This window comes from Streptomyces sp. NPDC057854 (genome assembly GCF_042797055.1).
In the GTDB taxonomy this organism is placed as follows: Bacteria; Actinomycetota; Actinomycetes; order Streptomycetales; family Streptomycetaceae; genus Streptomyces.
Genome location: NZ_JBHVMF010000001.1, coordinates 45,382 through 64,988 on the forward strand (window position 1 = coordinate 45,382; position 19,607 = coordinate 64,988).

Here is a 19,607-nt window from a genome sequence, read left to right on the forward strand (position 1 = left end):
AGACCCACGAAAGAAAGCCGCAGTGACCGAGAAGAACGCAGCGTACGCCGTCCGCGGAGGACGGCGGCGCAGCCGCAGGCGCGCGGACATGCCGCTCCTCGGCGGCATCCGGCCGCCGATCGCCGTCCTGTGCGTCCTGCTGCTCGCCCTGGCGGGGCTGACGGCCAAGGTCCTCGGGCCCTCCGAGGAGGCCGTGGTCCCGGAGGCGGTGCTGTCCTCGCAGCGGTACTTCGCCGAGGACGGCGCGATCGCCCTGCGCGCCTCGATCGACGAGCGGGTCGCGGACCTGGAGCGCACCGCCGCCGCGCTGAACGCCGGCCGGCCCGTGAAGCCGGGGCGGGTGCTGTCGGACCTGGGGCGGACGTACCAGAAGTGGACGGGCACCACCGTCGTGGACCTGGAGAGCGGGGACGTGCTCGCCGCTCGCGGCGAGACGATTCCGCTGGCCTGGCTGGACCGGGACGTCCTGGTCGGCGAGCGGGCGCTGACGCCGCGGATGGTGCGCCTGGAGACGGGTGACGTCCGGCTGATGACGATGGCCGTCCTGGACTGGCCCGACCGGCCGCAGCAGCTGCTGGTCGCGTCGAGCAGCCTGTCCGTGCCGGCCGTCGGCCTCGGTCCGTTCCGCAGCATGTCGGTGGTGGCGGAGGACGGCGAGGTGCTGGCCACCGCCGGGTTCGAGCAGGCCGAGGCGCTCAACTCCGACCAGGAGCGCAAGGAGCTCGCGTTCCTGCACCGGCAGATGACCCGCCTGGCCGACCAGGCCGCCGTGCGGACCGAGGAGCATCCCGTCCGGGCGCGCGAGCCCGGGTCGCGCGGCTATCCGGGGGTCAGTGGCACCCTGCTCGGCGGCGCGTACAACGGGCGGGTCGCCACCGCCGGGTACGCCTCGCTGGCCTCCTCGGACCCCGAGGAGAAGCAGAGCGTGGCCGCGGGCCTCGGGCTGACGGTCGTCGCGCTGCTGCCGGTCGTCGAGCAGCAGCCCGAGGGCCAGGACCGCAGGCTCCTCGGCCTCGTCGCGGCGGGCGCCCTGCTCGTCGTGGGGATGATCGCGGCGGGCGTGCTGTGGAGCACGGTCCAGCGGCCCCTGCTCCGGCTGTTCCTGGAGTCGCGCCGGCTGGCCCGCGGGGACCTGGCCCGTCCGGTCGCCGTGCCGCGGCGGGGCGAGGCCCATCGGATCGGCGTCGCGCTGGAGCGGCTGCGCCGCCGGCTGAACGGCGAGGACGAGGGCGGCGTCGCCGCGCGCAAGGTGTGGACCGGCGCGCGCGGGCCGCTCGTGGTGACGGGTGTCCTGCTGCTGCTCTGGTGCGTGCCCGTCGGCCTGCTGCTGAACCGTACGGACGGGTCGGTGAGCGTGCCGGCGACCATGGTGAACGACCAGCGGGAACGCACCGACCTGATCGCGGACCGGCTGCGCCGGGCGCTCAACGAGGCGCACGCCGACCTAGTCTCCGTCGCGCGGCTGACCGGGAGCGCCGACCGCGGCGCCGCGGACCGGCTGCTGGCGGAGGCGCTGGTCACACACCCGCGCTACCAGTCGCTCGCGCTGGTCGCCGCCGACGGTTCGGTCACCGCCCGCGCGGGCGCCGAGCCGCACGCCTGGGACGGCGGCGCGGACGCGCCGCCGGTGCGGGTGACGGGGCACGGCGGCAAGAAGCCGGTCGTCCAGGCGTCGGCGCCGCTGCCCGGCGGCGACGGCACGACGCTGGTCGGCGAGATCCGGGTGGAGTTCCTCAGCTCGCTGCTGGTCCGTCCCGGTCTGGGCGAGGTCCGCGTGGTGGACTCCGCCGGACTGACCATCGCCGCCAGTGACGGTTTCCGCGCCTTCGAGGAGCTGCCCGACGAGGCGCTGAAGGACCTCGTGCGCGCGGCCGGCGTCCGGGTGGGCGCGGGCCCGGTCGAGAACGGGCTGCTGCTGCGGGACGGCGACGGGATCACCGTGGCCGCCGCCGCGCCGTTCTCCGGCGGCGGCGTCACCGCCGACATCGGGTGGACCGTCGTCAGCCGGCAGGACGCCGCCGGGTTCCAGATCAGCCCGTACGAGCGCGAGGACCGCGCCGTCCTGGCCGGGCTGCTCGGTCTGGCCGCCGCGCTGCTCTGCCTCGGCTGGATCCACCTCGTGGTCGTCCGGCCGCTGCGCGCGCTGGCGCGGAGTGCCGAGCGGCTGGCGGACGGCGACCTCAGGACCGTGCTGTACCCGCGGTACCAGGACGAGGTCGGGGCCGTCGTCCGCAGTCTCGAACTCCTGCGCCAGCGGGTGCAGGCCCATCGACACGACCAGGCCCGCCGTTCCCCGGACGCCCCGTCCGGCGCCGGCGCGGGCGGAAGGTGACCCGGCCGTGCTCTACCTCTACTTCGTACTGCTGATCAGCAGCGTGTCCCTGCTGGTCGCGGGCATCGTGGAACAGCGCAGGCACTACGCCGCCCTCCACGCGATCCCGGCGCGGGTGCTGGTCAACGGCATCCGCGGCAAGTCCTCCATCACCCGGCTGTGCGCGGGCGCCCTGCGCGGCGGCGGTCTCGTGACCGTCGCCAAGACCACGGGCACCGCCGCGCGGTTCATCCACCCCGACGCGACCGAGGAGCCGGTCTACCGGAAGTTCGGCATCGCGAACGTGGTGGAGCAGATCGGCATCGTGCGGCGGGCCGCCGCCTACCGGCCGCACGCGCTCGTCATCGAGTGCATGGCGGTGATGCCGGCGCTCCAGGAGGTCAACCAGAGCAAGCTGATCCGCTCCACGATCGGCGTGCTGTGCAACGTGCGCGAGGACCACCTGGCCGAGATGGGCCCCACGCTGGACGACGTGGCCCGGTCGCTGTGCCGCTCGATGCCGGAGAACGGCATCTGCGTCACCGCCGAGAAGGAACGTTTCGCCATCCTCCAGGAGGAGGCCGACGCCCGGAACTGCCGGCTCGTCTACGCCGACCCCGAGTCGGTCACGGACGCGGAGCTGCGCGGCTTCAGCTGGTTCACCTTCAAGGAGAACGTCGCCATCGCGCTCACCGTCGCCGAACTCCTCGGCGTCGAACGGGAGGTCGCGCTCCAGGGCATGTACGACGCTCCGCCGGACCCCGGGGTCCTCTCCGTGGAGCGGTACGTGACGCCGGAGGACAAGCGCCTCGCGTTCGCCAACGTCTTCGCGGCCAACGACCCCGAGTCGACGCTGATGAACGTCAACCAGCTGCTCGACCTCGGCGCCATCAGCCGCCCGCTGAACGTCGTCGTCAACTGCCGGCCCGACCGCGTCGAGCGCAACGGGCAGATGGGCGAGATCGTCCCGGACCTGAAGCCGGACCACGTCTTCGTCATCGGACACCCCGCCAAGAGCGCCATCGACGCGATCCCCGCCGCGTGGCGGGACCGCGCGGTCGACCTGGGCGGCGAGCGGCGCCCGGCGGAGGAGTTCATGCCCGCCATGCTGGCCGCGATGCCCGACGGGTCCTCGCTCGTCGCCATCGGCAACATCCACGGCCAGGGCGAGGAGCTGCTGGAGTACCTGGCCGGGCTCCCGGCGGACGAGACCCCGGCCGGGACCGCCGCGCCGTCCGGCTCCCCCGAGCCGCCGCGCGGAACCGGCCGCCCGGAATCCGTGGCGTACGAGCACGGGAACGAGACCTCGCAGACGCTGCGGATCCCGCGCCTCCGGATCCCGGAGCGGCAGCACGCGGAGCCCGTGCAGCACGCGGAGCCGGGGCGGCCGGAACGGCCGACGTGGCCGGTGCGACCGGGTCGGCCGGGGCAGCCGCCGGAGTCCTTCCGGCCGGCCGACGCCCCCGCGCCGGCCGGCTGGAACCCCCCGTCGGCCGACTGGTTCGGCGGTCCGGCCGGTGGTGACGGCCTGCCGCCGGCCCGCGGCTGAACCGCCCGCCGCGGCGCGCCCGCCGCCGCCCGCCCGCCCTCCTCCCTCCCCGTCCACGCTCCCGGAGCCCCCGTTGACCACCGCCGCCCTGACCCCCGAGATGGCCGCCCTCGGCATCGCCATCGGGCTGCTCTTCTCCCTGCTGTGCTACCTGACCACCAACCTCTCCCCCGGCGGGATGATCACCCCGGGCTGGCTCGCCCTGACTCTCATCGAGGACCTGCAGCGCGCCGCCATGGTCGTCGGCGTCACCGCCCTGACGTACGCGGGCACCAAGCTGATGCAGCGGCTGGTGATCCTGTACGGCAAGCGGCTCTTCGCCGCGGTCGTGCTGCTGGGCGTGCTGCTCCAGGCGACGGTGATGATCGTGCTGTCGATCGAGTTCCCGCTGCTGTACGGCAACCAGACGCTCGGCTTCATCGTCCCGGGCCTCATCGCCTACCAGCTGGTCCGCCAGCCGAAGGGGCCGACGCTGCTGGCCACGGCCACCGTCTCGCTGACCGCCTACGTCGTCATCGCCGCCGGGCTGCTGCTCGGCGTCATGCCCGCCGCCTGAACCCGCCCCGAGAGACAGAGGAAGAACCATGACTGGGATGCCAGGGAAGCCGGGGACGCCGGGGAGGAAGAGGTCCCGTCCCGTCCTCTCGGGCCTCGTCGTCCTCGGGCTCGTCGCCGCCTCCGGGTACCTCACCGTCGAGCTGCGCGCGCGGGAGGACCGGGGCGTCACCGAGGTCCGCGACGTCGGGGTCCTGAACGGGACGCGCGCCAAGGCCGCCGGCACGTCCGCCGACGCGGCCGAGGAGCGCTGGACGCGGCTGGAGAACCCGGCGCGGAGCGTGCTCCGCGGCGCCGACGGGCAGGTCAGGGCGGTGCTGACGGACGGCGCCCGGACGGCCGTCCTCAAGGGCCCGGCGCGCACCTTCGCCGAGCCGGCGTCGACCGCCTCCAGGGTCTCCACGACCGACTGGGTGCGCCTGATGCCGAAGCGCTGGACGAAGGACGCGCAGAACTCGGCGTGGTTCAAGGAGTGGTACGCCGCGTACGCGACGAGCCGCGAGGACGACCTGTTCGCCGTCGCCTTCCAGTACGTCGCGGGCGCCGCGCCCCGCAAGGACGCGCAGGGTCTCGTCATCGCCGGCGACGCCGCCTTCGGCCCGCTGAACACCTCCGGCGCGGAGGGCGGCGACCTGCGGCTCGAACAGTCGGACTTCTACGACTTCCTGGGCGTCCCGTACCCGTTCCGCGACGGCGCCGTCGGCACGCCGGAGGCCATGCGGGCCCGTTCGCTGGACTGCTCCGGCTTCATCCGCATGGTGATGGGGTACCGCGCCCGCTACCCGCTGATGTCCTCGGACACGTCGGGCGACGGTCTGCCGCGTACCGCGAACGGCATGGCGCGCTCCCGCGAGGGTACGGACGTGCTGCCCCTCACGGGCGTCGGGGCCCAGCACCGGCCCACCGCGATCGATCAGCTCCAGCCGGGCGACCTCGTCTTCTTCAAGCTCGACGGGCGCACCGGGCAGCGGCTCGACCACGTCGGCATGGTCCTCGGCCACGACACCGAGGGGCACCTGATCTTCGTCTCCAGCCGCGAAGAGGTGAACGGCCCGACCATCGGCGACGTCGGCGGGGTCTCCCGCCTGGACGGCAACGGCTACTACGCGAAGGCCCTCCGCAGCGCCAAGCGCCTCTGAACGCCGTCAGGCGCGCGGGGACCAGGTGCGCAGCAGGGCGGCGATGGCCGCGGCGCCGCAGGCCGGGTCGCGGAGGAGGTCGCGCAGGGCGAGGGCGTCCTCGCGGGTCGGCTGGACCCTGACGCCGGACGCCTCCAGGTAGAGGACGCCGGTCGCCGCGGCGACGGCGAGGTTGGAGCGGTCCAGCCAGCGGCAGCGGCCGAGGACGTGGACGAGGGCGGCGGCGCGCGCGTAGACGCCGTCGTAGACGGGCTGGTCCAGCAGCTCGGCGCGGTGGCAGGCGACGGCCGCGACCGGGACTCCGTAGTCCTCGGGTGCCGGGTCGTCGGCGCCGGCGAGTTCGGCGACCTGGAGGATCCAGGGGACGTCGATGTGGAGTTCCATCAGGCGGCCTGCGGCCCGGTGGAGCGCCGCGCCTCGTCCTCCGCCTCGTCGAAGAGCGCCTGGTGCTCGTCGAGGAAGCGGCGCGCCGCCTCCAGTCCGCGCCGGCGCATGCCGTCGGCGTCGTCGCGCACGAGGGAGGCGATGTAGTCGCCGAGGCTCAGTCCGCGGTCCTTCGCGCGGGCCCTGGCGAGTTCGGCGATGTCGTCGTCGACGCGGGCGCCCAGCTGTGTCTTTCCCATGCGTGGATGGTAACAAGTGTTACCGGGCCGGGGAACCCGTCGCGCGGCTCACGTCCCTGCCCCGCCCTGCTGTGTGGTGCAGTGTGGTGCAGTGTGGTGCTGTGCTGTGCTGTGCGTCACAGCGGAAGGTGTCACGTCCGGGTGGTCCGGCGGTGTCCTGAGGGCATGACAGAACACGCCACACCGCCCCGGGGCGGCGCGTCCCGCACGGCCGCCCGCGGGTCTCGGACCGGGGACGCCTCCCGGTCCGCCGACGCGCACGCCGAGCGGTTCACGAAGCTGCGGCCCCTGCTGTTCACGATCGCGTACGAGATCCTCGGCTCGGCGGCCGACGCCGACGACGTGCTGCAGGACGGCTATCTGCGGTGGGCGGCGGTGGACCTCGCGACCGTGCGGGACGCCCGGCCGTTCCTGGCGCGGCTGGTGACGCGTCAGGCGCTGAACGCCCTGCGGGCGAGCGCCCGCAGGCGCGAGGAGTACGTCGGGCCGTGGCTGCCGGAGCCGGTGCTGGTGGACGAGAACGACGCGTCGGCGGACGTGGTGCTCGCCGAGTCGGTCTCCATGGCGATGCTCGTGGTGCTGGAGACGCTCAGCCCCGACGAGCGGGTGGTGTTCGTGCTCCGTGAGGTGTTCGGGTTCACCCACCACGAGATCGCCGCCACCGTCGGCCGGCCCGAGGCCACCGTGCGGCAGGCGGCGCACCGCGCCCGCAAGCACGTGCACGCGCGGCGCAGGCGCTTCGAGCCGGCCGACGGCGCGGCGACGGCCCGGCTCACGGACCGGTTCCTGAAGGCGGCCGCCACGGGCGACGTGGCGGGGCTGCGCGAACTGCTGGCGGAGGACGCCGCGTTCACCGCCGACGGCGGCGGCAAGACCCTCGCGGCCCTGCGGCCCGTGGTGGGCGCGCGGGCCGTGGCCGCCCGGCTCGCCTCCCTCTTCCAGAAGGGCCGGGCGCTGGCGGACCTGCGGATCGAGAAGGTCACCTGCAACCACGCGCCCGCGCTGGTCGTCCGTCGCGGCGACCGTCTGGAGGGCGTGTTCCTGATCGAGATCGCGGACGACGCGATCACCCACGTCTACGCCGTCCGCAACCCGGAGAAGCTGCGCACGCTGGCCGTGCCGCGCCGGATCAGCCGCTGACGGCCGGGGGCCGTGACCCCCTCCGTCCACGAACGACCCCGTAGCCGAAGAACCGAGGAGAGCCGAGATGACGCACGTCCGGACGACCGACGACCGACAGGACGCGACAGGCCGAGAGCGGGCCGGAGCGAGCCGGACGCGCCGCCGGGCCTCGTGGGCCTTGTGGGGCCTACTGGGGCGCCACCTTCTTCGTCGTCTTCGAGCTGACCGCCGGAGCGGCGTGGAACCTGGTGACGATCGACTGGATCGACGCGCAGCTGGACCACCTCGGCTACCCGGACTACTTCGCGCCGCTGTCGGGCGTGTGGCAGCTGGCCGCGGCCGTCGCCCTCGCCGTGCCGGGATTCCGGGTGGTGAAGGAGTGGGCGTACGCCGGGGCCGTACTGATGTGGTCGGGGGCCGTGGTGTCGCATCTGGCGCTGGGCGACGGCCCCGTGTCGTGGGGACCGCCGCTGATCTACCTCGTGCTGGCCGTCGTGTCGTGGTCCCTGCGGCCCGCCGGCCGGCGGGTCCCGGAGACGCGGCTCCGCAGGGTCCGGCCGGTCGCGCGTTCCCGGGAGTGGGCCGTGTCGGTGGGGCTGCTCGTCGTCCTGGCGGCCTTCTCTTTCCTGACGCTGCCGGCGGCGGAGGAGCTGACGGGCGACTGGGCGGAGCGGCGCGGCTGGGTCGGCGGGCAGCAGCCGTGACGGGGACGTCCTCCGTCAGCGCCGGGTGAGGCTGCGGTGCAGGGCGCTGTCGGGGCGGGCCGTGAGCTCCTCCCAGGTGCCCTGCTCCGTGACGCGGCCCGCTTCGAGGACGGCGACGCGGTCGGCGCGGCGGATGGTGGTGCGGCGGTGGGCGATGACGACGGTGGTGCGGTCGGGGTCGTGGAGGGCGGCGGCGAGTTCGGCGTCGCTGCTGTTGTCGAGGTTGGCGGTGGACTCGTCGAGGATCAGGACGCGCGGCCGGGCCAGGAGGGCGCGGGCGAGGGCGATCCGGGCGCGCTGCCCGCCGGAGAGGGTGGCGCCGCGTTCGCCGATGACGGTGTCCAGGGGGGCGATCCGGTCGACGCCGCAGCGGCGGGCGGTCTCGGCGAGGAGGGCGTCGTCGGCGTCGGGGGCGGCGAGCCGCAGGTTCTCGGCGAGGGTGCCGTGGAAGAGGGGGGTCTCCTGGCCGACCAGGGCGACGGCGCGGCGGAGTGCGGTGTCGTCCAGGTCGCGCAAGTCAACGGGGTCGCCGTCGGCGGGGAGGAGCTGGGCGGTGCCGTCAGCGGGGTCCCAGAAGCGGGCCATGAGGTGGGCGCAGGTGGACTTGCCGGCGCCGGAGGCGCCGACCAGGGCGAGGGTCTGCCCGGCGGGGACGGTCAGGTCGAGGCCGTCGAGCACGGTCGCGCCGCCGTAGTCGAAGCGGACGCCGCGCAGCCGGATGCCGAGCGGGCCCGGGGGCAGGGGGCGGGGGTCGGCCGGAGGCGGGGCGAGCGCGGGGGCGGTGACGGCGGCGCCGACGCGGGCGGCGGCGGCGCGCAGCGAGACGGCCTGGCTGAGGGCGCGGGCGGCTTCCGCGACGGGGCCGAGGACGGCGAGGGCGAGGGCCATCGCCGCGGGGGCCCAGGCGCCGTGCAGCCGCCCCGAGGTGACGGAGTGGGCGGCGGTGGCCACCACGCCGAGGACCGCCGCCACGATGACGAGGTCGCGGAAGGCCGCGGCGACGGCTTCCGCGGTCGCCTCGGCGCGCTGGGCGTCGCCCACCGTCCGTCCGGCGGCGGCGAGCCGGCGGCGGCGGGCGCCGAGGGCACCGAAGGCGAGCAGTTCGCGCAGGCCGTCGACGGTTTCGACGGTGTCGGCGGAGAGCGCGGCGAGGGCGTCCCGGGTGCGGGCGCCGCGGACCGCGCGCCGGCGTGCCTGGGCGAACGGCGCGGCGGTGAGGAGGGCGGCGGCGGGCAGGACGGCGGCCAGCAGCCAGGGTTCCGCGAGGGCGAGGACGGTGGCGCCGCCGGTGAAGACGGTGCCGGCGGCGAGGATCTGGGCGGTGGTGTGGGCGTAGAAGAACTCCAGTGCCTCCACGTCGGCGAGGGCGGTGGCGGCGAGGTCGCCGCTGCGGCGGCCGGCGACGCGGGCGGGGGCGCTGCGGGCGAGTCCGTCGAAGACGCGGACGCGCAGGGCGGCGAGGACCCGGTAGGCGAGGTCGTGGGAGAGGTCCATCTCGCGCCAGGTCATGAGGGTGCGCAGGGCGACGAGGGCGGTGAGCGCGGCGACCGTGCCGGCGGCGGGCGCCCGGTGCTCGATGACGGCCCTGCCGACGGTGTGGGCGGCCAGGGCCGCCAGGGCGACGAGGGAGCCCTGCTCGAGGAGGGCGGCGGCGCAGGTGCGGGCGGTCATCAGCCGGTGGGCGGCGAGGGCGGGGAGCAGGGCGCGCAGGGCGCCCCGGTCGGGTGCGGCGGCGGAGGGCGGGGGCGTGGCGGTCATGCGGCGAGGTCTCCGGGGTGGGTGCGGCCGGCGGCGACGAGGCGGGCGTAGACGCCGCCGGCCTCGACGAGGCGGGTGTGGTCGCCGGTGTCGTCGACGCGTCCGGCGTCGAGGACGACGATGTGGTCGGCGTGGCGGACGGCGGCGAGGCGGTGGGCGACGACGAGGACGGTGCGGTCGCCCGCGGCCTTCGCCAGGGCGCGGACGATGTCGGCCTCGCGGCGTTCGTCGACCGAGCTGGTGGCTTCGTCGAGGACGAGGACCCTGGCGTCGGAGAGGAGGGCGCGGGCGAGGGCGAGGCGCTGGCGCTGGCCGCCGGAGAGGGTGTCGCCGCGTTCGCCGAGGACGGTGGCGTAGCCGTCGGGGAGGGCGGTGATCTCGTCGTGGACGCCGGCGGCGCGGGCCGCCGTGGCGAGGTCGTCGTCGGTGGCGTCCGGGCGGGCCATGCGGAGGTTGTCGGCGACGGTGGCGTGGAAGAGGTAGGTGTCCTGGGAGACCACGGCGACGCCGGTGCGCAGGGCGTCGAGGGCGTAGTCGGTGGTGGGGAGCCCGTCGAGGGTGATGCGGCCCTCGCGTGGGTCGTGGTGGCGCAGGAGCAGGGCGAGGAGGGTGGACTTGCCGGCGCCGGAGGGGCCGACGATCGCGGTCGTGCGGCCGGCGGGCGCGGTGAAGGTGACGCCGTCGAGGGCGGGCCCTTCGGCCCCGGCGTACGCGAACCGGACGTTGTCGAAGCGGAGTTCGGGTGCGGTCGGCCAGTCGGCGGGGGCGGTGCCGGTGTCGGGGACGGCGGGTTCGGCGGTGCGCAGGGCGGCGATGCCGTCGGCGGCGGACGCTCCCAGGTACCCGGCGTGCCATTCGCGTGCGAGGTCGCGGACCGGCCGGAAGCATTCGGCGGCGAGGAGCAGGACGAGATAGGTGCCGGTCGCCGTGGTGGCGCCGCCGACGGCGGACCGGCAGGCGAGGAGGGCGGCGGCGGCCGTGCCGCCCTGGATGGCGAGGTCGGTGATGCCGGTGGTGACGAGGGAGACGCGGAGCTGGGCGACGGTCGCCCGGTGCAGGGCGGTGGAGCGTTCCTCCAGGCGGGCGCGGGTGCGGCGGACGGCGCCGGCGGCGCGCAGGGCGGGCATGCCCTGGAGGGCTTCCAGGTAGTCGGCGCCGAGGCGTTCGTACGTGTCCCAGTGCTCCTTGCCGCGGCGGGCGAGGAGACGGTCCCAGGCGCGGGGGCCGGCGAGGGCGAGGAGCAGGGCGGGGACGAGGGCGAGCAGGGCGGCGGGTTCCACCAGGGCCGTGACGGCGAGGAGCAGCGGTGGGACGGCGAGGGTGAGGAGGAGCTGGGGGAGGTAGCGGGAGACGTACGCGTCGACTCCTTCGACGCCGTCGACGAGGGTGGTGCGGACGGCTCCGGCGCGGGCGGTGGTCAGATGGGCGGGGCCCAGCCGGCCGAGGCGGGCGAGGAGTTCGTCGCGGAGCGCGACCCTGGCCTCGGCTCCGGCGCGGCCGGCGGTGCGCCGCTGCCGGGTGGCGAGGGCGGCGCGCGCGGCGACGACGGCGAGGACCGCGGCGAGGAGCCAGGGCAGGCGTTCGGTCCGGGCGCGGGCGAGGTCGGCGAGGGCGAGGGCGAGGAGGACGGCCTGGGCCAGGTGGGTGACGGTGACGGCGCCGTGCAGGAGGGTCGCGGCGAGCAGGGGGCGGCGGGCGGTCCTGGCGGCGCGGCGGAGTTCGGGGTGGACGACGGTCATGGGGTGTTCTCCTCGTCGGCGGGGCGGGTGCCGAGGGCCAGTGCGTGGACGATCCAGTCCCTGCCGGGCGGGACGCCGAGCGCGGCGCCGAGGTCGGCCTGCTGCCAGGAGCCGACGGGCCGGGCGGTCAGGCCGTGCCGGCGCGCGGTCAGGTGGGCCAGGTGGACGGCGAAGCCGGCGCGCAGGTGGGTGCGGCGGATGTGCGGCGCGCCGGCGTCGGCGGGACAGCCGCGGGCGAGCAGCACGGCGCCCGCGCCGGCGATCCACCCTTGCTGTGCCGCCCAGACGGCGAGCGTCGGCCGGGCGTCGCCGGCGGCGGACCGGCGCGGCGTCCCGCCGTCGGGGGCCGCTTCCAGGAGTCCGGGCCGGGCGCCGCCCACGGCCGCGCACCAGCGCAGTTCGGTGCCGCCGGCCTGTTCGGCGGTCGCGAGGACGGCGCCGAGCGCATCGGCGGGCGGGGTGCCGGTCAGCGGCGGCGGGTCGCTGCGGCGGGCCAGGAGCGCGGCAGGCGGGAAGCGGGCCGGCGGGGGCGCGGGGGCGGGCGGGGGTATGGGGACGGTGGCGAGCACGCTGTCGTGCGCCGGGTCGCCGTCCAGGCGGGGTACGGGCGCTGCCGCGCCCAGCGCCCGGCCCGCCAGGTGGAGCGCGGCGGCGGCGTGCCCGGTGTCGAGGAGCAGCAGCGGCCACGCCCGGTGCCCGTAGTGGGAGGCGGTCCGCCGGGCGGTGACGGAGAGTTCGACGGTCACCCCGGGGGTGCCGTCCGCGCGGGGTTCGCCGAGGCGGTGGACGCGGTGGCGGAGCGGGTCGTAGCCGTAGCGGCCGGGCGGCAGGGAGCAGCCCTCCCCCACGGCGAGCACGGCGTCCACCGGGTGGAGCGCGCCGGCCGACGGCGCGGGCCGCAGGCGTCCCGAGGTGTCGGCGGCGGCGAGGGAGAGCCGGAGGAGGGCGTCGAGGTCGAGTTCCGCGGGGCCGGCTTCCGGCAGGGCGAGCGGTGGTCCGGGCCAGGCGGGGACGGCGGGTCCGGCCGGGGTGTCGGGGCCGGGGAGGCAAGCGGAGCGGGCGTCGGCGAGGGCGGCGGGGAGGTCGTCGGGGTGGTCCATGGCGGCCTCACATGTGCGGCGGCGGGGCGAGCGTGAAGTCCTCGGGGCCGCTGGGCGCGGTGGTGCGCCAGCCGCGCCGGACGGCGGTGTCGGCGAGCCGGGGGCAGCCGAAGTAGCCGAAGGCGGCGGGGGCGTTGGGGAGGAGTCCGGAGACGAGGACCCGGGCGACGCGCAGCGAGGTCTCGGCGACGTCCTCGGTGGTGAGGTCGAAGGTCATCACCCGGTGGCCGCCGGCGTGGAGGGCGCGGGTGAGCCGTTCGCGGCTGCCGGGTTCGACGGCGTCGACGGGGACGGTGCCGTGGGCGGGGTCGGTGAACCGGCGGGCCTCGGCCGCCACGCGGGGGTCGAGCCACACCTGGACGTGGGCGCCCAGGTCCCGTACGTGTGCGAAGTCGGGGCCGCAGGCGTCGAGGTAGCGGGCGTCGGGGCGGTGGTCCAGGTAGAGGCCGCGGGCGAGGAGGCCGGCGTCGACAGCCTGGAAGACCCAGCCGTCGGGGCCGGTGAGGCCCTGGGTGAAGACCCAGGTGTGGACGGCTTCGAGGACCGCCTTGCGGGCGGCTTCGGCGGGGTCGTACTTGCAGGCGAAGCCGGCCGCGTACAGGCCGAGGGCGGGGTCGTGGACGAGGGCGCCGACGCAGGGCGCGAACTCCGAGGGCATCTCCACGAGGTGGACGTCGAGGGCGGAGCCGGCGAGGTCGTCCAGGAGGCCGGGGACGCTGGCGGGGTCGATGCCGCGGGTGGGGCCGTCGAGGTGCCACCAGAGTTCGAGGGCGTCGCGTTCGACGGTCTCCAGGAGGCCGCGTTCGACGGCGTCGTCGAGTCCCTGTCCGGTGGCGATGCCCGCGTAGTTGAGGTGGTGGGTGCGGGGCAGGTCGCGGAGGTCGCCCTGGCGCCAGTTGAGGTGGGTGAGGGCGACGGGCGCCCACACCTCGGTGGTGGCGCCGTCGGGCAGGTGCTCGGTGCCGCGCGTCCAGAGGGCGGGGGTGTCGGCGGTGAGCCGCCGGTACGGGAACCCGGCCCGGTCGTACTGCCAGGCGGCGTACGCGGGCAGGTCCCCGGGGCCGTACAGGCGCAGCCCCTTGTCGGCGAGTTCGGCGGCGGTGGCGCGCAGCGGGGCGTCGGGGTGGCCGGCGGGCGGGACGCGGTTGCCGCAGTACCGTTCGACGCCTTCGGCGATGGCGGCGACGCGGGCCTGTGCGGGGTCGCCGAAGGTGGTGCCGAGGGAGACCCGGTCGGCGGGCCACAGGCCGTGTCTGCGGGCGTCGGATATCTCGGCGGTGAGCGCGGTGTAGCGGGGTGGGGTGCCCGGGGGGTGCTCGACGGGCTTGACCTTGCGGACGAGGCCGCAGACCGGGTCGACGAGTGCTTCCAGCGGCAGCGTCGTCATCGCAGGAGCTCCTTGGCGGGGTCGGTGGTGGCGGGGCGGGCGGTGAGGGCGGGGAGGGTGAGCGTGACGCTTCCGGGGGTGACGTGGCGGCGGGAGGCGAGGAGCCGGGTGGCGGTGACCGGGTCGTCGGCGGTGTGGGGGTGGCGGGCGTGGGCGGGGAAGTGGTGTCCGGCGATCTCGACGCGGAGCCGGGTGCCGGCGGGCAGCCGGCGGGCGATCCGGCCCAGCAGGATGGTGAACTCGGCTTCCTCGCCCGCTGGTTGCTCGCGGCGCAGAATGCCGGCGGCGAGGCGTTCGGCGGTGCCGTGCGGGGTGAGGGCGACGAGGCGGGCGGCCCAGTCGGTGTGGGTGGTTTCGGCGCGGGCGCGGAGGTGTACGCGGACGGGTCCGAGCGCGTCGAGGGGGCGCGGCAGCGGCGGTGTGGCCAGCAGGCAGCGGTCGGGCGTTCCGCCGGTGGGGACGGTGAGGTCGTCGGAGCGGACGGGGCGGTCGGGGTCGGCGGTGAAGGCGGCGCCGTGCAGGAGGGCGAGCCGGGGTGTGCGGGGTTCCGTGGGGGTGTCGGCGGGCAGCCAGTGGTCGCTGCCGCCGAGCGCGACGGCGCCGCGCCGGCCCGGGGTGAGTTCGCCGGCGAGGGCGCGGCGGGCCCAGCGGACGTACAGCCCGCCGAGGTCGGCGTGGTGGGCGGGGCGGGCGCCGGGTCCGGGTTCGGCGGTGAGTCCGTGGCCCCAGGGGCCGAGGAGCAGGCGGGCGGCGGAGCCGCCCCAGGTGTGCCACAGGGTGACGGTGTCGTCGGTGAAGTGGTCGTGGTGGCCGCCGACGGCGAGCAGCGGCACGCCGGCGCGGGCGGCGAGGGCGGTGAGCCGGCCGCGGTCGCGGTGCCGCCAGAGTCCCGGCCAGGAGGGCAGGGGCCGGCCGAGCCGCTGGGGCAGGGCGGTCACCGGCAGGTGGGCGAGGAGGGCGGGGTCCTCGGCGAGGGCGGTGGCGAGGGCGTGCTCGTCGGTGTCGGGGCGGTCGCCGTGGGCGGCCCACCAGCCGGCGCGGGCGCGGAGCCGTTCCGGTCCGGTGGGTTCGCGCGCGGTGTCGGCGGCGCCGAGCGCGGGGACGGCCGCGATGACGGCGTCCGGGCGGGCGTCGGCGGGGGCTTCGAGGGCGAGGGTGACGGCGCAGTGGGCGGCGTAGGAGGCGCCGGCGGCGACGAGCCGTCCGTCGCTCCAGGGCCGGCGGCGGATCCACCGGGCGGCCGTGGTGCCGTCGGCGGTCTCGTGCGCGTAGGGCTGCCAGCGGCCGGGCGAGGCGTGCCGGCCGCGGACGTCCTGGACGACGGCGGCGAAGCCGTGGCGGGCCCAGGAGCGCGCCTCGGCGCGGTGGCGGGTGCGGTCGTAGGGGGTGCGGAGGAGGACGGCGGGGAACGGGCCGGGGCCGTCGGGGAGGTGGACGTCGGTGGCGAGTCCGCCGACGGCGGCCGGCGCCGGGGCGGGCGCGGTCACGCGGTCTTCTCCGGTACGGGGGCGACCGGCGGCACCGGCAGGACGGGGTGGTCGGTGACGGTCAGCGTGCGCAGGTCGACGGCGCGGAGGCGGCGGCGGGCGGGGAAACCGGCGCTGGCCGGGGTGTCGGTGGCCCAGCGGCTGAGGTCGTCGGCGAGCAGGGCGGCGAGGAGCGCGGCGACGGGCGGGGTGAGGCGGGCGGGGGCGCCGGAGGTGCGGGGACCGGTCCAGTAGGCGGCCAGTTCGCGGTGGGCGGGGGTGGCGGCGAGGCGGCGGGTGCGGACGTGGGCGGCGGTGACGTCGCCGGGGGCGGCGGCGAGCGGTTCGACGTACGCCTGCCAGCCCTCGCGGTGGCAGCGCAGCCAGGCGACGCCGTGGCCGGGGAGCCGGTCGGCGGCGTCCCAGAGTCCGTCGGGGACGGGGCCGTCGAGGCACCAGACGACGGCGGCGGGCCGTCCGTCGAGCAGGGCGTCGAGGTCCGGGGGCCGTACGCCTTCCGGGGTGGGGGTGGTGCGGGGTTCGGCGCCGAGGGCGGTCAGGTGGGCGGCGAGGGGGCCGGTCAGTGCGGGGGCGCCGAGCAGGCGGACGGACCGGCGGGCGGCGGGCCAGCGCGGGGGCGGGGGTGCGTCGGCGAGGTAGCCGGCGTCCTCGAACGCCTGGAGGACGCGCCGCAGTTCCTCGTCGCCGGGAGCGGTTCCGGTGGTGGCGTCGGGGGCGGGGCCGTCACCGGCGAGCCGGGCGAGGAGGGCGTGCTCGTCGGCGTCGCGGGTCCTGACGCTGAGGAACTCTCCTGCGGGGGTGCGGACGGCGAGGCCGCGGCCGGGCACGGCGACGACGTCGACTCCGGGGGCGAGCCGGCTGCGGGTCACGGCGTTCTCCTGACGACGCTGGGGGACGGGGGCAAGGGCGTGGGCGGAACAGGCGTGGGCCCGCCCGGAACGGCAACAGGCGGGCGGGCCCACGGTCGAGGGAGGGGGTCCTCCGCTTACTCCTCGGTGCTCTCGACGGAGTCCTCGAAGGGGTTCTCGACGAGGGCGTTGGAGTGGGAGGCCGAGTCGTGAGCCAGCTGGCCCGGGTCGGCGATCGGGGCGAAGATCTGCTCGTTGTTCATGAACTCACCTTTTCTGTAAGGCAGTTGTGGCGTTCGGTCGAGCGCCGTGGACGACACTAATGGGAATGGTTTTCATTTTCTAGATCTTGCGGCCCGGGAAGAGGGTGATCTGGGTAACACACCGGCCAGCCGCCCTCGGGGTCGCTCCCGACCCGCCCCGCGACGTTCAGCACGTCCGCGAGCAGCACCGGCGTGACGACCTCCTTCGGGCTGCCGTCGGCCACCACGCGGCCGTCCCGCAGCGCGACGATCCGCTCGGCGAACCGGGCGGCGTGCGCCAGGTCGTGCAGCACCATCACCACGGTGAGCCCGCGCTCCTCCCGCAGCCGGACCACGGTCCGCAGCACGTCGAGCTGGTGGTGCAGGTCGAGGTACGTCGTCGGCTCGTCGAGCAGCAGGACGCGGGTGTCCTGAGCGAGCGCCATCGCGAGCCGTACCCGCTGCCGCTCGCCCCCGGACAGCGCGTCGACGTCCCGGTCGGCCCACCCCTCCACGCCCACGTCGCGCAGCGCGCGCCGGACGACCGGGTCGTCCGTCTCGCGCAGCATGCCCAGCGGGCCGCGGGCCGCGTACCTCCCCTGCCGCACCAGGTGACGCACCGTCATGCCCGGTACGGACGGCGCGGACTGGTGCAGCAGGGCCACCCGCGCGGCGGTGGCCCGCCGGGAGAGCCCGGCGAGGTCCTGTCCGCCGAGGCGCACGCTCCCCCGGTCCGGCGCCAGCAGGCCGGCGGCGACCCGCAGCAGGGTGGACTTGCCGCAGCCGTTGAGGCCGATGAGCGCGGTCAGCTCCCCCGGCTCCACCGTCAGGTCGACGCCCCGCAGGACGGGACGTCCGGGATACCCGACGTGGACGCCCTCGATGTGGATCCCCATGGACTGGGTCATGTCTGTCTTCCGTCCTCCGTCGGCTTCAGTACGTACGGTCCGGCGCGCGCCGCACGACGACGAGCAGCAGGGCGGCGCCGAGGCAGGCGGTGAGCGCGCCGACCGGCAGGGTGAGCGGCCCGGCGCCGAACGCGTCGGCCGCGAGCCGCGAGCACAGCTGCGCCGCCGCGTCCGCCCCGCACACCACGACCGCGCCCAGCAGCGCCGCGCCGGGCAGCCCGGTGCGCAGGTCGGCGCCGAAGACGGCCACGGCGAGGTGCGGGACGAGGAGGCCGACGAAGCCGAGCGCCCCGACGGCGGCCACCGCGCCCGCCGTCAGCGCCACGGCGCAGAGCAGGGCGAGGGCGCGGGCCCGGTGGGCGGCGAGGCCCAGCGCCCGCGCGGTGTCGTCGCCGCACCGCAGCAGGGTCAGCGGGCCGGCGAGCAGCCAGGCCGCCGCGCCCCAGAACAGGGCCCAGGGCCACAGCAGGTGCCAGTGCTCCCACACCCGGCCCTCCGTGGTGCCGACCAGCCACTGCACGACGCTGCCGAGCTGGCCCGGCTCGACCAGCAACACCATGGCGGTGAATCCGCCGAGGACCGCCGACACCAGCACCCCGTGCACGGCGGTGCGGGCGGGGTCCCCTCCCGTCCGGCCGGCGAGCAGCCACAGCAGCAGCGCTCCGGCGCAGCCGCCCGCGCAGGCGGCGGCGACCACGGCGAGCGGCGACTCCCAGCCCGCGAACCCGAGGGCCGTCGCCAGCACCGCCCCGAGGACCGCGCCCGGTGTGACGCCGGTGACCTCGGGGCCGGCCAGCGGGTTGCGGAGCGCGGACTGGAGGACCAGACCGACGACGGCGAGGCTCGCTCCGGCGCCGAGGGCCACCAGGGTGCGGGGGATCCGCAGCTGGAGCAGGATGTGACGCTCCGTCATGTCGCCGCCGCCCGCGAGCACGTCCCACGCGGCGGCCGGCGACATGCCGCGCCCCGCCACGAGGTCCGCCCCGGCGCAGACGAGGGCCAGCACGGCGAGCACCGCGAAACGCCGCCTCATCGCACTCCCTCCGATCCGGCCGGCCGCCCGGAGGTCGGCGGCGCACTCCCGGACGCCGCCGAGGGCTCGGGCGTACGCGGCCCGGCGAGCCGCGTGGGTACGGCGCTCCCGCCGGCGGCGGCGCTCCCGGCCGCACAGGCGCGGCGCCGGGTCCGCATCAGCGCGACACCGGCCGGGACGCCCAGCAGGGCCGTCCAGGCGCCGGCCGGTGTCTCGACGGGGGCCAGGGCCAGCCGGGCGGGCACGTCGGCGACGACCACGACCACGGCGCCCCAGGCGGCCGACCATCCGAGCCAGCGCACCGCCCCGGCGTCGGGGCGGAACCACCGGGCCACGTGCGGCGCGAGGAAGCCGACCCAGGCCACCGGCCCGCACACCGCCGTGACGGGCGCGATCAGCACGACGGCCAGGGCGAGTGCCGCCAGCCTCGCCCGGTGGGCGCGGACGCCGAGCGCCTCGGCGTCCGCGTCGCCCAGCCGCATCACGGAGAGCACGGGCGCGCACAGCAGCAGGGCGGGGGCCGCGACGAGCAGCCACGGCCACAGGCCGGCGACGTCGTCCCAGGTGCGGGCGGAGAGGGAGCCAAGGAGATAGCGGTAGATGAGCTGGAGGTCGAGCTGGTCGGCCATGACCATGAGGACCAGCAGCGCCGCCTGGAGCGCGGCGGCGACGGCGGCGCCGGTCAGGAGCACGGCGGACGGGCTGCGCCCCAGCCCGGCGGCGAGCAGGGTGAGCCCGCCGCCGAGCACCGCCCCGCCCAGCGCCAGGAGCGGCTGGACCGGGGCGGGCAGGGACAGCGCGAGGACCAGCGGTGCCGCGACGCCCAGGGCCGCGCCGGACGAGACGCCCAGCATCTCGGGGACGGCCAGCGGGTTGCGCAGCGCTTCCTGGAGGACCAGTCCCGCGGCCCCCAGGCAGGCGCCGGCGGTGACGGCCAGCACCAGCCGGGGGAGGCGGAGTTCGGTGACGACGAGGCCGGCGAGGGTGTCCTGTCCGTCCTGGACGGCGCCGAGGAGCCGGTGCGGCGGGACGTACGGGGTGCCGAGGCACAGCGCGCAGAGCGCCGCGGCTCCCAGCATCGCGAGCACGAGCAGCGGCTGCC

Annotated in this window: 17 protein-coding genes and 1 pseudogene; 6 read left to right on the forward strand and 12 right to left on the reverse strand. The window is 76.6% G+C overall.

Annotation, left to right across the window (positions count from 1 at the left end; genetic code table 11):
• The first annotated feature begins 88 nt into the window (after positions 1 to 88).
• The 4 genes from ACFVQZ_RS00255 (at position 89) to ACFVQZ_RS00270 (ending at position 5,554) form a co-directional block, all read left to right on the forward strand.
• Positions 89 to 2,332: a HAMP domain-containing protein gene (locus tag ACFVQZ_RS00255; protein WP_383619505.1), complete on the forward strand. Its 2,244-nt coding sequence runs from the start codon at positions 89 to 91 to the stop codon at positions 2,330 to 2,332.
• Between the two features lie 7 nt (positions 2,333 to 2,339).
• Positions 2,340 to 3,860, forward strand: coding sequence for a poly-gamma-glutamate synthase PgsB (gene pgsB / locus ACFVQZ_RS00260; protein WP_383618472.1), 1,521 nt, complete (start codon positions 2,340 to 2,342; stop codon positions 3,858 to 3,860).
• 73 nt (positions 3,861 to 3,933) lie between these two features.
• Positions 3,934 to 4,416, forward strand: a complete 483-nt coding sequence (locus tag ACFVQZ_RS00265) for a poly-gamma-glutamate biosynthesis protein PgsC/CapC (RefSeq protein WP_030495463.1) — start codon at positions 3,934 to 3,936, stop codon at positions 4,414 to 4,416.
• Between the two features lie 28 nt (positions 4,417 to 4,444).
• Positions 4,445 to 5,554: an NlpC/P60 family protein gene (locus tag ACFVQZ_RS00270; protein ID WP_321192863.1), complete on the forward strand. Its 1,110-nt coding sequence runs from the start codon at positions 4,445 to 4,447 to the stop codon at positions 5,552 to 5,554.
• A 6-nt stretch (positions 5,555 to 5,560) separates the two neighbouring features.
• Here ACFVQZ_RS00270 and ACFVQZ_RS00275 read toward each other — a convergent pair whose 3' ends face one another.
• Positions 5,561 to 5,938 carry a hypothetical protein gene (locus ACFVQZ_RS00275; RefSeq protein WP_030495461.1) on the reverse strand — a complete coding sequence of 126 codons (378 nt, stop codon included), beginning with the start codon at positions 5,936 to 5,938 and terminating at the stop codon, positions 5,561 to 5,563.
• The gene (locus tag ACFVQZ_RS00280) at positions 5,938 to 6,177 is read right to left on the reverse strand and encodes a hypothetical protein (RefSeq protein ID WP_030495460.1); all 240 of its coding nucleotides are present in this window, start codon (positions 6,175 to 6,177) and stop codon (positions 5,938 to 5,940) included. Before ACFVQZ_RS00280 ends, ACFVQZ_RS00275 begins: the two co-directional genes overlap by 1 nt.
• Before the next feature lie 165 nt (positions 6,178 to 6,342).
• Here ACFVQZ_RS00280 and ACFVQZ_RS00285 point away from each other — a divergent pair, with 165 nt between their 5' ends.
• Together ACFVQZ_RS00285 and ACFVQZ_RS00290 are read left to right on the forward strand one after the other, a co-directional pair.
• Positions 6,343 to 7,317, forward strand: a complete 975-nt coding sequence (locus ACFVQZ_RS00285; protein ID WP_383618473.1) for an RNA polymerase sigma-70 factor — start codon at positions 6,343 to 6,345, stop codon at positions 7,315 to 7,317.
• Positions 7,318 to 7,511: 194 nt separating this feature from the next.
• A pseudogene (locus tag ACFVQZ_RS00290) lies at positions 7,512 to 8,003 on the forward strand (DoxX family protein); the annotation flags it as partial.
• A 15-nt stretch (positions 8,004 to 8,018) separates the two neighbouring features.
• On the opposite strand, the gene ACFVQZ_RS00295 reads toward ACFVQZ_RS00290, so the two are convergent.
• From ACFVQZ_RS00295 to ACFVQZ_RS00340, 10 genes are all read right to left on the reverse strand, one after another.
• Positions 8,019 to 9,761, reverse strand: coding sequence for an ABC transporter ATP-binding protein (locus tag ACFVQZ_RS00295; RefSeq protein WP_383618474.1), 1,743 nt, complete (start codon positions 9,759 to 9,761; stop codon positions 8,019 to 8,021).
• Entirely contained in the window at positions 9,758 to 11,500 is a 1,743-nt protein-coding gene (locus ACFVQZ_RS00300) for an ABC transporter ATP-binding protein/permease (protein ID WP_383618475.1), read from the reverse strand. The genes ACFVQZ_RS00295 and ACFVQZ_RS00300 overlap by 4 nt, the downstream gene beginning before the upstream one ends.
• A complete protein-coding gene (locus ACFVQZ_RS00305; protein WP_383618476.1) occupies positions 11,497 to 12,600 on the reverse strand; it encodes a SagB/ThcOx family dehydrogenase in 1,104 nt (367 codons plus the stop codon). Before ACFVQZ_RS00305 ends, ACFVQZ_RS00300 begins: the two co-directional genes overlap by 4 nt.
• 7 nt (positions 12,601 to 12,607) lie before the next feature.
• Positions 12,608 to 13,987: a YcaO-like family protein gene (locus ACFVQZ_RS00310; protein ID WP_383618478.1), complete on the reverse strand. Its 1,380-nt coding sequence runs from the start codon at positions 13,985 to 13,987 to the stop codon at positions 12,608 to 12,610.
• On the reverse strand, positions 13,984 to 15,474 hold the full coding sequence (locus ACFVQZ_RS00315) for a CocE/NonD family hydrolase (protein ID WP_383618479.1): 1,491 nt from the start codon (positions 15,472 to 15,474) through the stop codon (positions 13,984 to 13,986). The genes ACFVQZ_RS00310 and ACFVQZ_RS00315 overlap by 4 nt, the downstream gene beginning before the upstream one ends.
• Positions 15,471 to 16,343 (reverse strand): hypothetical protein, encoded by an 873-nt coding sequence (locus ACFVQZ_RS00320; protein ID WP_383618480.1) that lies wholly within the window; start codon positions 16,341 to 16,343, stop codon positions 15,471 to 15,473. Before ACFVQZ_RS00320 ends, ACFVQZ_RS00315 begins: the two co-directional genes overlap by 4 nt.
• Positions 16,344 to 16,459: 116 nt before the next feature.
• The gene (amiA, locus tag ACFVQZ_RS00325) at positions 16,460 to 16,585 is read right to left on the reverse strand and encodes a streptamidine family RiPP (RefSeq protein ID WP_321192861.1); all 126 of its coding nucleotides are present in this window, start codon (positions 16,583 to 16,585) and stop codon (positions 16,460 to 16,462) included.
• A gap of 56 nt (positions 16,586 to 16,641) precedes the next feature.
• A complete protein-coding gene (locus ACFVQZ_RS00330; RefSeq protein ID WP_383618481.1) occupies positions 16,642 to 17,472 on the reverse strand; it encodes an ABC transporter ATP-binding protein in 831 nt (276 codons plus the stop codon).
• A 25-nt stretch (positions 17,473 to 17,497) separates the two neighbouring features.
• A complete protein-coding gene (locus tag ACFVQZ_RS00335) occupies positions 17,498 to 18,505 on the reverse strand; it encodes a FecCD family ABC transporter permease (protein WP_383618482.1) in 1,008 nt (335 codons plus the stop codon).
• Positions 18,502 to 19,584, reverse strand: coding sequence for a FecCD family ABC transporter permease (locus tag ACFVQZ_RS00340; RefSeq protein WP_383619507.1), 1,083 nt, complete (start codon positions 19,582 to 19,584; stop codon positions 18,502 to 18,504). The genes ACFVQZ_RS00335 and ACFVQZ_RS00340 overlap by 4 nt, the downstream gene beginning before the upstream one ends.
• Between the last annotated feature and the right edge of the window lie 23 nt (positions 19,585 to 19,607).